The sequence below is a fragment of the Aeromonas sp. QDB31 genome (genome assembly GCF_027707605.1).
In the GTDB taxonomy this organism is placed as follows: Bacteria; Pseudomonadota; Gammaproteobacteria; order Enterobacterales; family Aeromonadaceae; genus Aeromonas; species Aeromonas media.
Map to the genome: position 1 here is coordinate 290,350 of NZ_JAPCIX010000004.1, position 14,537 is coordinate 304,886.

The following is a 14,537-nucleotide window of genomic DNA, read 5'->3' on the forward strand; positions in this document are numbered from 1 at the left end:
GGATAGACAGTCATGAGCGACAACAACAAGAAAAACATTGCGGTGCTGGGTGCCGGTCCCGCAGGGCTGATGGCCGCCTGGCGCCTCTGCCAGGCCGGTTTTACGGTTACCCTGTTCGAGCAGGAGCCGGTCGTGGGCGGCATGTGCGCCACCCAGACCTTCAAGGGGCGCGACGGCGACTATCGCTTCGACTACGGCGGCCACCGCTTCATCACCAAGAACCCCGAGCTGCTCGCCTTTATCGACGAGCTGATGGGGGACGATCTGCTCCACGCCGAGCGCAAGAGCGTGATCCGCTTTGGCGGGCGCACCTATGACTACCCCCTCAATCTGACCAACCTGCTCAAGACCGCTCCGCTGCCGCTGATGGCCGGTGCGGTGAAAGATCTGTTGCTGTTGCCCTTTGCCAAGAAACCGGATGATTTTGCCAAGGCGAGCTTTGCCGAGTGGATCCAGAGTCACTTCGGCCGCACCCTCTACCGCCAGTTCTTCGAGGGCTACACCGGCAAGCTGTGGGGCATCAACCCGGACAAGCTCTCCGCCGACTGGGCCGGCCAGCGCATCAGCCTGATTGACCTTAAAGACGTGGCGCGCCGCCTGCTGCCAAGGCGAAACGGCAGCATTTCGGTGCGCACCTATGCCCGCAAATATCGCTACCCCAAATATGGCTTTGGCCAGATCTTCACCACCCTGGGGGAGCGGCTGGTTGCCGAGGGGGTTGAGCTCAAAACCGGCGCCACCATCACCTGCCTTGAGCAGGCCGATGGCCGCATCGAACGGGTGTATTGGAAACAAGATGACGTTGAGCAGAGCGAGCGCTTTGATCAGGTGATCTCCACCCTGCCGCTGCCGCTCACCTGCCAGCATCTGGGCTTGCCGTGCGATCTGCACTACCGGTCGCTTCGCTTCGTCAATATGCCGCTCAAGCAGGAGAACCTGTCGGACAACACCTGGCAGTACCTCTCCGACCCCCATATTCTGGCCACCCGTCTGCAGGAGCCGCGCCGGCGCAGCCCCTTTATGGCGCCCCAGGGCCAGACCTCGGTGATGCTGGAGATCCCCTGCAACCCGGGCGATGCCACCTGGCAGGCGCCGCTGGCCGATCTGCGCGGCCGGGTCACCGCCGATCTCGCGAACCTCGGCGTCGATACCGCCAAGCTTGGCGATGAGACTTTCGAGGCGCGCAGCGAGTACGCCTATCCGCTGATGGATCTCGGCTATCAGGCGCGCCGCAACGAAGCCATCAAGGCGCTGATGCCGATAGGCAACCTCATCATGACCGGTCGCCAGGGGACGTTTCGCTATATCTTCACCGACACCGCCATGGAGATGGGCATGATGGCGGCCGACATGGTGATCGACGGGGTGGACAGACGCCACGCCATCTTTAACCATCGCAATGAAAATACCGTGATTGAAACCCAGAGCGTGGCCTGATGATTGTCGGTGTCCAACAAGTAGACAGACGCCGCAACACCTTCAACCAGCGCAACGAAAATACCGTGATTGAAACCCAGAGCGTGGCCGGAGGGCCGCACCATGGGCATAGCCTCTTGGCATAAGAAAGGAGAACAGGATGACCATCCGCCCGGGTTTACTCGCCCTCACCCTGCTGCTGACCCTGAGCGGGCAGGCACAGGCTTACTCCTACGCCGCCGCAGGCAAGGAGCCGCTGATCGACGCCCGCGAGGCACTGCTGACCGCCGCCACTGACGGCAAGGATGCCAGCGCCACCTTGAGCGAGATTGCCGACGAGCTGACCTATCTGGAAGAGCACCACAAGGTCGAGCTGCAAGCACCGCTCGCGGCCGCCATCAAGGCCAAAGACGCCGCGGCTACCGCGGCCCTGCTCAACCGGGCCTACAAGGCGGAGATCGAACGCCGCCTTGAGGGGGCCAGCCAGAACCTTGGCGACTACCAGACCGCCAAGGTGCTGGTGGTCAAGAGCAAGCGCTTCCTCGATTTGATCCTCCCCTCCCTCGTCGAAGGGGATCGCAAGGCCGCCGAACAGGCGCTGGCCAGGGTGCTCGACGCCATTGGCAACCCGGGGGTATTCGGGGTAGGCGCCAAGCCCGCCGATGCCGCCGCCTTTACCGATGCAGAAAAAGCGCTGATGGCCGTGCTGGCGCCGCTTTGATGGCAACCTGCCAATCATTGCGCCATCTCGCTGTGACAAACGGTGGGTTTCGCTGCGCTCTACCCACCCTACGCACTGCCTGCCGCTAGATGCACCCGGACGCCGGTTTGCCCCCTTCTCCCCTTGCGGGAGAAGGGATGGGGATGAGGGGGAAGGCAAGGTCTCTGCGTTGGGCTTCCTCCTGCTCAACCACCATTTGGCTGCTGATCCTGCTGCAAGGGGTGTGGCTTTGCTGGCTGCTGGCCTTCCCGGTGGCGCTCGATTCCGATGATGCCCTCAATTTCGCCCACGGGGTGACGCGCTTTAGCGTGCTGGAGTTCTCCCCCCACTTTCCGGGCTACCCCGCCTTTATCTGGCTGGCGCGGTTGATCAACCTGGCGGTGGACGATCCCGCCGCCGCAGTGCAGTGGGCGAGCCTCTTCGGCACGGCGCTGATCGCACCACTCGCCGCTGGGCTTGCGGCCAAGCTGTGGCAACGCCCGGGTCTCTTTGCGCCGGTCTGGCTGCTGGTGCTGGCCCTGCCGCTCACGCCAACGCTGGCGCTCTCCGGCCTCTCGGATGGACCTGCGCTCGCCGCCTGGCTCGGGGCGCTGCTGGCCTTGCTGCATCGCAAGATAACACTGGCCGGTCTGCTGCTGGGCCTCATGCTGGCGCTGCGCCCCTCCTACTTGGTGCTGGCCCTACTGCCGTTGTGGCTCGGGATGGCGCACAAGGGTGAGCGCCTTAAGTTTCTGCTCCCCATCACCCTGGTGGGGCTAGCCTGCCTGCTGTTTGTCTGGCAGGCCGATGGCTGGGCCTATTTCAGCGAGGGGCGGCGCTTTACCGACGGTCACTTCACCCTCTGGGGCAACACGGCGGCGGCCCGCGGCGATCGGCTGCTAAGTTGGGCGCGCACCTTCAACGATCAGCTCACCCCGCTCTGGCCCTTGATGATGGGGGCCTTGCTCCTGCTGCCAGTCTGGCAGCGGCTAAAGGGCCAGACCGCCGCCCTCTCCCCGCTCTGGTCGCTCTACTGGCTCGCCCTGCTGCTCTGGACCCTGTTTGGCCAGAACCCCGACAATCCTCGCCACCTGGCGCCCATTACCCTGCTCGGTATCGTGCTGCTGGCGGGCATGCTGCCGCGCCAGGGCGAACTGCCGACCATGGCGGCGAGCCTGCTGCTGCTCGCAACCATCCTGATACCGCCAGCGCCGCCCGCCATGGTGCAGGCCGCCAGGCTGGCAGAGCGGACCTGCCCGGCCTTGGTGACTCAGTGGGGAGTACGGCTGCTTAGGGAAACCACGGCATTGCCCGTCACCGACGGCTGGTATCAGGGGGATGCCGCCCTTGCGCTCACCCAGGGGGCCTGCCGCCTCAGTCGCCGCCCCATAGCGCAGAACGAGATGCCGCTCCCCCACCAGACGCACTGGTTTGCCCCCCGCTTTGGCGCCGAACCCGGCCTCTGGCTCGCCATCCCGCGCTGACAGGCTCAAGGCTCTGGCCCAAACGCGTCGCTGCGTCAGCTGACTCGTCTACACTCACTGCGCATGGGCGTGGCAGGGAGAGGATGCATGAAGGGAGGCAAGGAGTGGGCACTGGTGCCCCTGATCCTGGCACTGGCCAGTGCGCTCCTGGTGCTGCCTGTCTGGCTGCAGGGGGGCACTCAGGGGCACGATCTGTTCCACCACCTGCTCTCGGGCCACTATTTTGCCCGCCAGCTGTGGCAGGGGGAGCTCTATCCTCGCTGGCTGATGGCCATGAACGGCGGCTTTGGCAGCCCCACCTTCTTCTTCTACCCCCCGCTCCCCTACTACGTCAGCGCCCTCTTTGCCGGCCCCGGTGCCCCCGCCCAGCAAGCCATCTACCCCCTGCTCGGCAGCGCCACCCTGGCGCTGCTGCTCTCCGGCACGTTCGCCTATCTGTGGCTGCGCGCCACCACGCCCCCGGGCCGAGCCCTGGCGGTCAGCCTGCTCTACCTGATCCTGCCCTATCACCTGGCCATGGATCTCTATGCCCGCTTCGCCCTGGCGGAGTTCTGGGCCTTCGCCTGGGCGCCGCTGATCCTGCTTGGCCAGGATCTCGCCCATCGCGGCCTGCGCCAGGGCCTGCCCCTGCTGATCCTGGGTCTGGCGCTGCTGGCCTTCTCCCACCTGCCCAGCCTGCTGCTGATGATGGGGTTGGTCAGCGTGCGCGCCCTCTGGCTCTCCTGGCGTGTACGGGATCTGCACCCCTGCTGGATAGCTCTGGGGGCCCAGGGACTGGGGCTCTGCATGGCGGCCGCCCTGCTGCTGCCCGCCCTGGCGGATCAGGGGGCCATCTCCATGGAGCTGATGCGCGGCGGCATGTTCGACTTTCGGCGCAACTTCCTGGACCGCCTGCCCTCGGGCTGGGGAGACTGGCGCTTTCGTGGGCACCTGGCGTGGCAGAGCCTGCTGACCCTGGCCCTGCTGCTCATCGCCTGGGCCGCCGCCCGCGAGCCGCGCCACCCCGAGCTCCTGTGTTGGGGGGCGATCGGCGTCATCGCCTTCCTGATGATGCTGCCCGTGAGCCAGCCGCTCTGGAGCCTGCTGCCCCCCCTGCAACGGGTGCAGTTTCCCTGGCGACTCAATCTTATCCTCACCCTGGCCACGGTCGCCGTGGTGGCGCTGGGTACCCCCACGCACCGCCCCTGGCAATGGTTCTGGTGGGGAACACTCCTGCTGACCCTGATCACCACCCTCGCCTACGTCCGTCACGCCCCCCTCACCCAGGCCCCCACCCGGGAGGCCATGACGTTCGAGTTCGACAGCAAGCGCAGCGCCCGGGAGTACAGGCCAAGGCAGGTGCCGGGGGGCATGTTCGCCCCGACCCTGCTCGCCTGGAAGGACGAGTTCCAGCCCCCGGTGAGCGCCGATCCCCCGGGCGCCAGCTGGACATTGCACCGCTGGCAACCCAGGACCCTGACCCTGGCGGTGACGGCGACCGTGCCGACCCGGCTGGTCCTGCACCAGTATGATTACCCCGGTTGGCAGGCCTGGCTCGACGAGCACCTGATGCTGACGGTGAGCGCCAATCCCCAGGGGTTGATGCAGCTCTGGGTGCCGGCGGGCAGCCACAGCTTCACCCTCAGGCTGACGGCGCGCTGGCCCGAGCGGGCAGGTAATGCCCTCTCCCTGCTCGGGTGGCTGGGCTGGCTCCTGCTCCTCTGCCGCCACCGGGCATACCGTCCGGTGCGCTGAGCCCGTCGCAGATTTGATCTCAGGGCCCGGGCCAGGATAGACCTGCTCAAGCCTGCCAAAACTGATAGACTCAACACTTGCCTCTTTTCCCGGCCCTGCCACGACTCGGATACCCTATGCCCCAAGCCACGACCCTCTCTCCCCGCTTCCTGTTCATCCTGCTCGGCGCCCTGGCGGGCCTGACCCCGCTCGCGGTGGACATGTACCTGCCCGCCATTCCGGCCATCGCCCGGGACTTGACCACCAGCATAGACGGGGCCCAGCTCACCATCAGCGCCTTCCTCGGCGGCTTCGCCATCGGCCAGCTGTTCTACGGGCCGCTCGCCGACAGTTTCGGCCGCAAGCCGGTGATCCTGGCGGGCCTGACGATGTTCGCCGTGGCCTCGGTGGGCTGCGCCCTGGCGGATTCCTTGCCGGAGCTGCTGGCCTGGCGGATGCTGCAGGCCGCCGGCGGGGCGGCGGGATCCGTGGTGGTCAATGCCCTGCTGCGAGATCTGTTCGAGAAGGATGCGTTTTCCCGGGCCATGTCCTTCGTCATCCTGGTGATGACGCTGGCCCCCCTGGTAGCCCCCGTGGTGGGCGGCTACATCAGCGCCCATGCCGACTGGCGGGTTATTTTCTGGCTGCTGGTGGGCATCAGCCTGCTCATCTGCGTGGTGATGCAGTGGAAGATCCAGGAGACCCTGAAACCTGAACACAGGCAGCCCCTCAAGCTCGGCCAGGTGCTGCGCAACTACTGGGGAGTGCTCTCCCACCGCGGCGCCATGGGCTATGTGCTGTGCGGCGCCCTGTCGAGCTCGGGCATGTTTGCCTTTATCAGCGCCTCCCCTTACGTCTATATCGAGTATTTCAAGGTGCCGACCGAGCATTACGGCTGGCTGTTTGGCCTCAATATACTGCTGATGATGGTGGTCACCTTCGTCAACAGCCGCCTGGTCAAGGGGGTGGGCGCCGAGCGCATGCTGCAATACGGTCTGATGGTGCTGCCCTGCGCCGGGGCCCTGCTCATCTACAACGCCTGGAGCCAGACCGGCGGCCTGTGGGGCATCGTCATCCCGGTGGTACTGTTCGTCGGCCACATCAGCCTGGTAGGGGCCAACGCCATGACCGGCCTGATGGGCCACTTCCCCCAGTCGGCAGGCACCGCCTCGGCGCTCGCGGGCACACTGCGCTTTGGCATCGGCGCCGTGGTGGGGATCCTGGTCAACCTCAACCCGCCCGAGTCGCCACTGCCCATGGCGATGGCCATCGCCGCCTGTGGCCTGGGCTCGGCGCTCTGCTACTGGCTGCTCACCGGCAAGCGTGCCGGGGCGGCCTGACGATCCCTTCGGCTCAGGTTAGCCTGACACGAAAAAGCCCTGTCCACCGGACAGGGCTTTTTGCATCAGGGGCGCGGCCCTCAGGCGTCAGCCTCCAAGCCGCTGCGGGCCAGGATCTCGCTCTCCAGCCCATCCAGGCTCAGCTGGTTCTTCTTGCGCCAGTAGGCCTCTATGCCCTCCTTGCCCTGGCGCGCCGACCAGTTGGCGAGATCCTCCCTGTCCCCCTGATAGTCAAACAGGGGCACCGACATGCCGCAGGAGGTCTGGACCCGTTCAATGTCGAGCAGGAAGATCTGGCGGGCCGCCACGCTGGCCGGGAAGCGCGCCAGCGCCGCCTCCCAGTCCGGATCGCCCCGGTGCAGCACCCGCGCCTGGCCATAGGCCCGTAGTATCATGGGCGCCCCCTCGAAGGCGCAGAACATCACCGTCATGCGCGGGTTCTGCAACACATGGGCCGCCGACTCGTTGCCGCTGCCGGTCAGGTTGAGCCAGGCCAGGGTATGGGCATCGAGGATGCGCAACGAATCCCCGCCCTTGGGAGAGAGGTTGACCGTGCCCTCCCCCGCCGCCGTGCCGACAAAGAAGATCTTCTGCGCCTCGATAAAGGCCACGTGGCGCGGCGAGAGCGCCTCGAACAGTTGTCCCATCATCCCTTCCTTTGCAATGTCCATGGCGCTCAGAACAGGGCGCTGTTGAGCCACAGATGCGCCCCTATGCTGACCATATAACCAAGGAGAATGGCGGGCAACCACTTGAGGTGGCCGACGAAGGTATAGATGCCACGGGCCTGGCCCATCAGGGCCACCCCGGCGGCGGAGCCGATGGAGAGCAGGCTGCCCCCCACGCCCGTGGTCAGGCTCACCAGCAGCCACTGCCCCGTGCTCATCTGCGGCTCCATCGACAACACGGCAAACATCACCGGAATGTTGTCGATGACGGAGGAGAGCAGGCCGATGACCACATTGGCCTGGGTCGGATCCCCCTGGTAGAGGAACTGGGATGCCAGCGCCAGATACCCCATGAAACCGAGCCCGCCGACGCACATCACCACCCCGTAGAAGAAGAGCAAGGTGTCCCACTCCGCCTTGGCAATCTTGTTGAACACGTCGAACGGCACTATGGAGCCGAGGCGCAGCAGGCGCGCATGGTCGCCGGTGCGCTCGTAGAGTGCACGCTCCCGCGCCAGGATGCCACGCTGTGTCTTGCGCAGGTAGAAACCGAAGAATTGCAGATAACCCAGCCCCGTCATCATGCCAAGCACCGGGGGCAGCGCCAGGAGGTGATGGCAGGCGACGGCGGTCCCTATGGTGAGGAGGAAGAGCAGCACTATGGTGACGGCCCCGCGCCTGAGCACCACCTCCTCATCGAGCACCCTGGGGGCATGGCGCGGCACCATCAGACTCATCAGGCTGGCCGGGATCAGGAAGTTGAGCAGAGCGGGGATGAAGAGCGCAAAAAACTGGCCGAACGGTACCTTGCCAGCCTGCCACACCATCAGGGTGGTGATGTCGCCGAAAGGGCTGAAGGCGCCGCCGGCATTGGCCGCCACCACTATGTTGATGCAGGCGAGGTTGATGAAGCGGCGATCCCCGTTGGCCACATTGAGCACCACGGTACACATCAGGAGTGCCGTGGTGAGATTGTCCACCACGGGGGAGATGAAGAAGGCCAGAAATCCCGTGAGCCAGAACAGGGTGCGCAGGCTGAGCCCCGCCCGCACCAGGCGGGCGCGCAGGGCGGCAAACAGCAACCTGTCCTCCATGGCGTTGATGTAGGTCATGGCCACCAGCAGGAACAGCATCAGCTCGGCATACTCCAGCAGGTTTTGCCGAAACCCCTCGTGTGCCAGGGGGCTCTGCCCCGCATCCGCATAGACGACGCCAATGGCTATCCAGATGATGCCGGCGGCGATCAGCACCGGCTTGGACTTGCGCAGCTTGAGGTACTCTTCGGCCATCACCAGGAGATAGGCGAGCACGAAGATGACGAGGGCGAAGAGGCCGACGCCGGTGTGCGTCAGGGAAAGGGGGCCGCCATCGGCCAGGGCGGGGCCGCAGAACAGGCAGAGCCCGAGCAAGGGGGCAAGGCGTGAGGATCCAGACATGGGTGCGCTTCTCTTGAGAACCGTCTGGCATTGAGGCTAGCAGTGAACAGGGAAGTCACCGCCATCCCGACCCTGAGGCCGGACCGCCCGCCTCGGGGCAGGCGGCGCGGCCCGAACAGGGGACGTCAGGGGGTCTTCTTGCCGAAACCGGACTGCTTGAGGGTGTAGCCGGCACTGTTTTGCCAGGCATCCAGCCCGCTTCTGTTGTTGCCCGCCACCAAGCTGGCGGCCAGGCTTGGGCTGTTGAACAGCTGATCGGTGCCGAACACGAAGCCCCCCTCGGTTCGGGGGATGAGCACCCCCTTGGCCAGCAGCTCCTGGCGCAGCTCGATCACCGCCTCGCGCAGGGAGGCGGCATCCTCCCCGTTGGCGGTGGAGCCCGCCTGCACCATGAAGCCGGGATTCTGCCGCTTGCCCACCGGATAACCATGGGCTTCGGCCCCCTTGCCGTTGAAGTGGTAGAGCTCGCGCTCGCCGGGCTTGTTGTCGGAGAGCGCCTTTTGCAGGGTCATCAGCTCGTTGTAGATATCGATGGGGACCACGGCAGCCTGCTTGACCCCCTTGCTGTCGACGATAAAACTGACTTGCTTGTGTAACATCCTTGCTCATCCTGTGACCCATGGAGGCCCCTATTCTAACCACCTCTGGCGAGCGGGATCCAGCGAGGATCCTCATCCCTTTTGCAGGCGCGATCACTAACTGGCATAGTGGCTGACATTGTGAAAGCCATTGGCCATCAACCGGTTATCCCATGCTGAACCTGCGCAACCTCAGTAAACGCTTCGCCAGCGGCGGCGAGACGCTCCCCCTGTTCGAGGGGCTGGATCTTCGGCTCTCCCCCGGCGAAACCTGTCTGCTGCTGGGGCAGAGCGGCTGTGGCAAGTCCACCCTGCTCAACCTCATCGCGGGTCTCATTGCCCCGGACGAGGGGGAGATCTGGCTGGGGGAGACCCGGCTCGACACTCTGCCAGCGGACGAGCGGGCCCGCTTGCGGGGCCGGCATTTTGGCATCGTCTATCAGGACTTCAACCTGCTGCCGACCCTGACCGTTGAGGAAAACCTTCGCCTGCCCCTGGAGATAAACCACCTGCCCCGCGACATGGCGCGCCTCGCTGCCCTGCTGGATCGCCTTGGGATGAGCCACAAGCGCCACGCCTGGCCGGAGCAGCTCTCCGGCGGCCAGCGCCAGCGGGTGGCCCTGGCCCGCGCCCTCATTCACAAGCCCCAGTGGCTGCTGGCGGACGAGCCCACCGGGAGCCTCGATGAGCACAACGCCGAGCAGGTGATGGCACTGATGATGGCGGCGGTGCACGATACCGGCGCCGGCCTCCTGCTGGTGAGTCACAACCCGGGCTATGGCGCACTTGCGGATCGGGTGCTGCGCCTGGAAGGGGGGCAACTGGTCGAGCTCAAGGGGCGCCACCATGGCTAACCTCTGCCACGGAGGTCGCTGATGCTGCCCCTGAAGGCGCTGCTGCGCCTCTATCGCGCCCACCCCTGGCTGCTCTTGATGAGCCTGGCCGGGCTGATGCTGGGGGTCACTCTGGTGGTGGCCATCGAGCTTCTGAACCACAGCGCCCGCACCAACTTCGTCGCCGCCCGCAGCCAGCTCGCGGGGGAAGCGAACTACCGGCTGGCCCCGAGCGGCGGACTGGATGAACAGCTCTATGTGCACTTGGTGCGAAGCCAGCCGGGTCTGGACGCCATGCCAGAGCTGCACGCCTGGCTCAAGGACGAGCAGGGCCGCAGCTTCCAGTTGCTGGGGATGGATCTCTTCAACCCGGGACCCTTGCGCCGGCTCTTTGGCGAGCAACCGGGACACGAACCCGATTTCACCCTGAGCCGCGCCGACAGCGTCTGGCTCTCAGCCCCCGAGGCCAAACGCCTCGGCTGGTCGCCGGGGCGGTCGCGGGCCTTTATGCTGGGCGCAGACGAAGAAAGCCCCCACACGCTGACCCTCACCCTGGCTGGTACCTTCGAGCCAGGTGCCGTCCCCATGGAGCGGTTGCTGGTGACCGACATCGGCCTCGCCCAACCCCTGCTCGGCAAAGAAGGCCGGCTGGATCGCATCGTCTTCAAACTCTCGGAGGCAGAGGCCCCTACCCTGCAAGCCGCGCTGCAAGCCGCTCTCCCAAATAATCCGCTCTGGCTCGAGCCCATCAGCCCGGCCCTTGATGCCAGCCAGCTCGGGGATGCCCTGGCCCTCAACCTCAGCGCCCTCTCCCTGCTCGCCATGGCGGTGGGGCTGTTTCTGGTGTTCAACGCCCAGCGCTTCGTGCAGAGCGTGCGCCGCCCCCAGCTCGCCCAGCTCATCATCCTCGGGATGCCGCCAAGCCGGGTGCTCCGCTGGCTGGCCCTGGAGCTCTCCATCCTCGCCACCATCGGCACCCTGCTCGGGCTGCTGCTGGGCAGCCTCTTGGCGCTGGCCCTCATGGGGCAGCTCACCCAGGCGCTGGCGGATCTCTATGGCCCCAATCCCATCGACCTGCTGCGCCTCTCCCCCGCAAGCCTCATCAAGGCGCTGCTGATAGGCCTGGCTGGCACCCTGGCCGCCAACCTCCCCGGCTGGTGGCAGTTGCTGCGCCAATCCCCTCTTGAATTGCGGGAGGGGAGCAGCCGTCCTCCGACTCACCCCTGGCGCAGGCGCCTGCTCGCCATCGCCATACTGCTGCTGTGCGCCCTCTGCCTCTTGTTGCCGCAGACCGGTCTGGGGGGCGCCCTCTTCGTGGCCGGGGGCTGGCTGCTCGCCATGGCCCTCGCCCTGCCCGATGCCCTACGCGCGCTGCTGGGGCGGCTGCGCGGGCACGGCCCTCTCAGCGTCCGGCTCGGGGTGGCCGAGACCCAATACCATCTGGATCGCACCGCCATTGCGGTGATGGCGCTGCAACTTGCCATCGCCGCAGCCATCGGCATCGGGGTCATGGTGTCGAGCTTTCGCTCGAGCGTGGAGATCTGGCTCGGCCAGCGTCTGGCCGCCGATCTCTATGTCAGCGCCCCCAAGGGGGTGGCGGGCAACAGAGGCCACCTGAGCGAGCAGACCCTGACCGCCATACTCGCCGAGCCGCAGCTGAGCGCCGCCTCGCGCCGCGCCGTGCTCCCCGCCCGCTGGCAGGGACACCCCATCGAGTGGGCGCAGATGGACGTTATCCCTGAGCTCAAAGCCGCCTACCCGTTGCTCGCCGGACGCTGGCCCGCCGCCCCCGACGAGGTGCTGGCGAGCGAACCGCTCACTGTGCGCCTCGGGGTCAGGGTGGACCAGACCCTGGATGTGACGAGCGAAGTAGGGCCAAGGGTTCTCACCGTCACCGGGGTCTATCAGGATTACGGCAGCGACAAGGGGCAAATCCTGCACGCCTTCGAAGGGGGGGCCGTGCAATCCCTCGCCCTCTTCAGCCCAGACCCCGAGGGCCTAAGCGATCGGCTGCGCGCACGCCTTGGCGAGAGTGTCAACCTGCTACCCGCCCCCGCCATCCACGCCGCCGCCCTCAAGGTGTTCGATCAGACCTTTGTGGTGACCGAGCTATTGAAACTGCTGATCCTCGGCATCGCCTTCGTCGGCATCGGCTCCGCCTTTATGGTGCTGGGGTTGGCCCGGCGCGGGGAGTTGCAGACTCTGCAGAGCTTAGGGATAGGCCCCCGCCACTGCCGCCGGCTGTTGGTGTGGCAGGGGGCAGGATTGGGGCTGCTCACCGCGCTGCTGGCCCTGCCGGTGGGCTATGGCCTTGCCTGGGTGCTGATTGAGGTGGTCAACCCCCGCGCCTTCGGCTGGCGGCTGGCCTTCGAGGCCGCCCCCTTGCACGCCGTCACGGCGCTCCTGCTCGCCCCCGTCTGTGGCGCGCTCGCCTCCTGGTACGCCGCAAGGAGAGTGGTATGAAAGCAATCATCTGGTCGCTGGCGCTGATCTGCACCCTGTATGGCGCCGGGATCAGTGCCAACGATCTGGGCGCCATCCTTGGCGGTGGCAACGATCACTTCAAAAAGGCCCTGCCGGGTCAATCCATCAACCTGCCCGCGGATCACAGTGCCCACCCCGACTACCGCTCTGAGTGGTGGTATCTCACCGGCAACCTCAAAGACGAGCAGGGGCGCGGCTACGGCATGCAGTGGACCCTGTTTCGCCAAGGCATCGAGCAGGAGATAACATCCGACAACCCCTGGCTCACGCCCCAGCTCTGGCTGGCCCAGTTCGCCATCACGGATGTGAGCAAAGGCAGCCACCAGCAGGACGAGCGCACCAGCCGCCAGGGGCCAGGGCTCGCCGGTGCCAGCGGCGGTCAGTATTGGCTGAAAGAGTGGCGGCTTACCTCTCAAGGGGAATCGCTCTTTCCCGCCACCCTCAAGGTGCAGAGCAAGGCGGGGGATCTTGATTTGCAGGTAAGTGCCGCCAAGCCAGCGGTGCTGCAAGGCAAACAGGGTTACAGCGAGAAGAGCCCGGGCAACGCCTCTTTCTACTACTCCTACCCGCGCCTGACCATCAGCGGCACCTTGACCCTGGATGGCGAGACCCGCAACGTCAGCGGTGAGGGCTGGTTTGATCACGAGTGGAGCAGCTCGGTATTGGCCCAGTGGCAATCAGGCTGGGACTGGTTTTCGCTGCAGTTTGAAGATGGCCGCGAGCTGATGCTGTTTCGCCTGCGCACCAAGACAGGGCGCACGGAGCCGGAGAACCGCTACGGCATCCTGATTGAACGAGACGGCAGCAGCCGGGTGCTGGATCCTGAGCAGATCCGCCTCACCCCCGGCAAGACCTGGCGCGGCCCCAAGGGGCAGCCCTACCCCATCGAGTGGCAGCTTAAGGCCGGGGATCTCAACCTCCGCATTCAGGCTCGACAGCCCGATCAGGCCATGACGGGGCGCTTTGACTACTGGGAAGGGGCCGTCTCTGTCTCGGGAGATGCCAAGGGGGTCGGTTATCTGGAGATGACCGGCTACTGAGCCTTGCCCCCTGCTTACCCCTCTGGTGACAGCCCACTCTCCATCAAAAACCCCGGCCAAGCCGGGGTAACAACGCAGTGCTGTGACGGGATATCAAGACGGGATCAGGGCTGCTTGTCGCCCACCATCATCAGGCCGTGCTGTTCAGGGAAACCCACCACCAGGGTCGTCTTGCGGGTATCCGGCATCTCGAACGCGGCGACGTAGGCCAGCGCCTCTTCCTTGGCCGTTGCCCGGCCCGGCATTACCCTTGACCGCCGGCCCTTGGGTACTCAATATCCGGCAAGAATCTTGCGCCCCCACCTTTCTGTTGCCCACCTTTCTGAGCAAGCTGTCGTCAGGGTGGGCATTGCCAAAAAAGTGGGTATCCCGCAATTACACCAGCGACTTCACCTGGGCTTCACATAACTTCATTTCCCTCTCACAAACCCACCGTATCTTCTGTCTGGTGATGGAGAGGTATGGCCTGCTACAGGAGGAGGACACGGATATATCCTGACTTTATTGGAAGAGAAGGGAATACAGGCAGTAAGCTGGAGGGTCGATAATTTTCGGATGACAGGGATCACCCTCAACAAGTGGCCGACCTATCTATTTGGCAGAGGGGAAACCTGGGTCAGGTGATGCCAAAATTCTTCCTGACCATGTGCCATCGGCAATCAAATTGATGAAATATAAAACATAACAGCCATGCCAGGCTGGCATAAAGGAAGGTGCGAACAAGTCCCTGATATGAGATCATGTTTGTCATCTGGAGCCATGGAACAAGGTTCATCATGAGTCATCAGCTCACCTTCGCCGACAGTGAATTCAGCAGTAAGCGCCGTCAGACCAGAAAAGAGATT

At 65.2% G+C, this 14,537-nt stretch carries 13 protein-coding genes; 8 read left to right on the top strand and 5 right to left on the bottom strand.

Annotated features, from left to right (window positions below):
• Positions 1-12: 12 nt before the first annotated feature.
• The 5 genes from PG898_RS06585 (at position 13) to PG898_RS06605 (ending at position 6,653) form a co-directional block, all read left to right on the top strand.
• Positions 13-1,437: an NAD(P)/FAD-dependent oxidoreductase gene (locus PG898_RS06585; RefSeq protein ID WP_270823939.1), complete on the top strand. Its 1,425-nt coding sequence runs from the start codon at positions 13-15 to the stop codon at positions 1,435-1,437.
• A 139-nt stretch (positions 1,438-1,576) separates the two neighbouring features.
• Entirely contained in the window at positions 1,577-2,137 is a 561-nt protein-coding gene (locus PG898_RS06590; RefSeq protein WP_263685268.1) for a hypothetical protein, read from the top strand.
• A 200-nt stretch (positions 2,138-2,337) separates the two neighbouring features.
• Positions 2,338-3,600, top strand: coding sequence for a hypothetical protein (locus PG898_RS06595; protein ID WP_263685285.1), 1,263 nt, complete (start codon positions 2,338-2,340; stop codon positions 3,598-3,600).
• Between the two features lie 87 nt (positions 3,601-3,687).
• Positions 3,688-5,334 (top strand): hypothetical protein, encoded by a 1,647-nt coding sequence (locus PG898_RS06600; RefSeq protein ID WP_263685269.1) that lies wholly within the window; start codon positions 3,688-3,690, stop codon positions 5,332-5,334.
• Positions 5,335-5,450: 116 nt separating this feature from the next.
• Entirely contained in the window at positions 5,451-6,653 is a 1,203-nt protein-coding gene (locus PG898_RS06605) for a Bcr/CflA family multidrug efflux MFS transporter (RefSeq protein WP_270823938.1), read from the top strand.
• Positions 6,654-6,733: 80 nt separating this feature from the next.
• Here PG898_RS06605 and PG898_RS06610 read toward each other — a convergent pair whose 3' ends face one another.
• From PG898_RS06610 to PG898_RS06620, 3 genes are all read right to left on the bottom strand, one after another.
• Positions 6,734-7,300, bottom strand: coding sequence for a pyridoxamine 5'-phosphate oxidase family protein (locus PG898_RS06610; RefSeq protein WP_270823937.1), 567 nt, complete (start codon positions 7,298-7,300; stop codon positions 6,734-6,736).
• A gap of 29 nt (positions 7,301-7,329) precedes the next feature.
• Positions 7,330-8,757 carry a sodium:proton antiporter NhaD gene (gene nhaD, locus PG898_RS06615; protein ID WP_270823936.1) on the bottom strand — a complete coding sequence of 476 codons (1,428 nt, stop codon included), beginning with the start codon at positions 8,755-8,757 and terminating at the stop codon, positions 7,330-7,332.
• A gap of 125 nt (positions 8,758-8,882) precedes the next feature.
• A complete protein-coding gene (locus PG898_RS06620; protein WP_263685276.1) occupies positions 8,883-9,356 on the bottom strand; it encodes a DUF4357 domain-containing protein in 474 nt (157 codons plus the stop codon).
• 152 nt (positions 9,357-9,508) lie between these two features.
• Here PG898_RS06620 and PG898_RS06625 point away from each other — a divergent pair, with 152 nt between their 5' ends.
• Genes PG898_RS06625 through PG898_RS06635 form a run of 3 tightly spaced genes read left to right on the top strand, consistent with a single transcriptional unit; the run spans position 9,509 to position 13,692 of the window.
• Positions 9,509-10,189: an ABC transporter ATP-binding protein gene (locus PG898_RS06625; RefSeq protein WP_263685278.1), complete on the top strand. Its 681-nt coding sequence runs from the start codon at positions 9,509-9,511 to the stop codon at positions 10,187-10,189.
• 21 nt (positions 10,190-10,210) lie between these two features.
• Positions 10,211-12,631, top strand: a complete 2,421-nt coding sequence (locus PG898_RS06630; RefSeq protein ID WP_263685279.1) for an FtsX-like permease family protein — start codon at positions 10,211-10,213, stop codon at positions 12,629-12,631.
• The gene (locus PG898_RS06635; protein WP_270823935.1) at positions 12,628-13,692 is read left to right on the top strand and encodes a lipocalin-like domain-containing protein; all 1,065 of its coding nucleotides are present in this window, start codon (positions 12,628-12,630) and stop codon (positions 13,690-13,692) included. Before PG898_RS06630 ends, PG898_RS06635 begins: the two co-directional genes overlap by 4 nt.
• Positions 13,693-13,796: 104 nt before the next feature.
• Here PG898_RS06635 and PG898_RS06640 read toward each other — a convergent pair whose 3' ends face one another.
• Both PG898_RS06640 and PG898_RS21345 read right to left on the bottom strand, forming a co-directional pair.
• The gene (locus tag PG898_RS06640; RefSeq protein ID WP_263685282.1) at positions 13,797-13,937 is read right to left on the bottom strand and encodes a hypothetical protein; all 141 of its coding nucleotides are present in this window, start codon (positions 13,935-13,937) and stop codon (positions 13,797-13,799) included.
• A 414-nt stretch (positions 13,938-14,351) separates the two neighbouring features.
• The coding region (locus tag PG898_RS21345) for a hypothetical protein (protein ID WP_442865805.1) at positions 14,352-14,537 on the bottom strand (186 nt) is incomplete at its 5' end.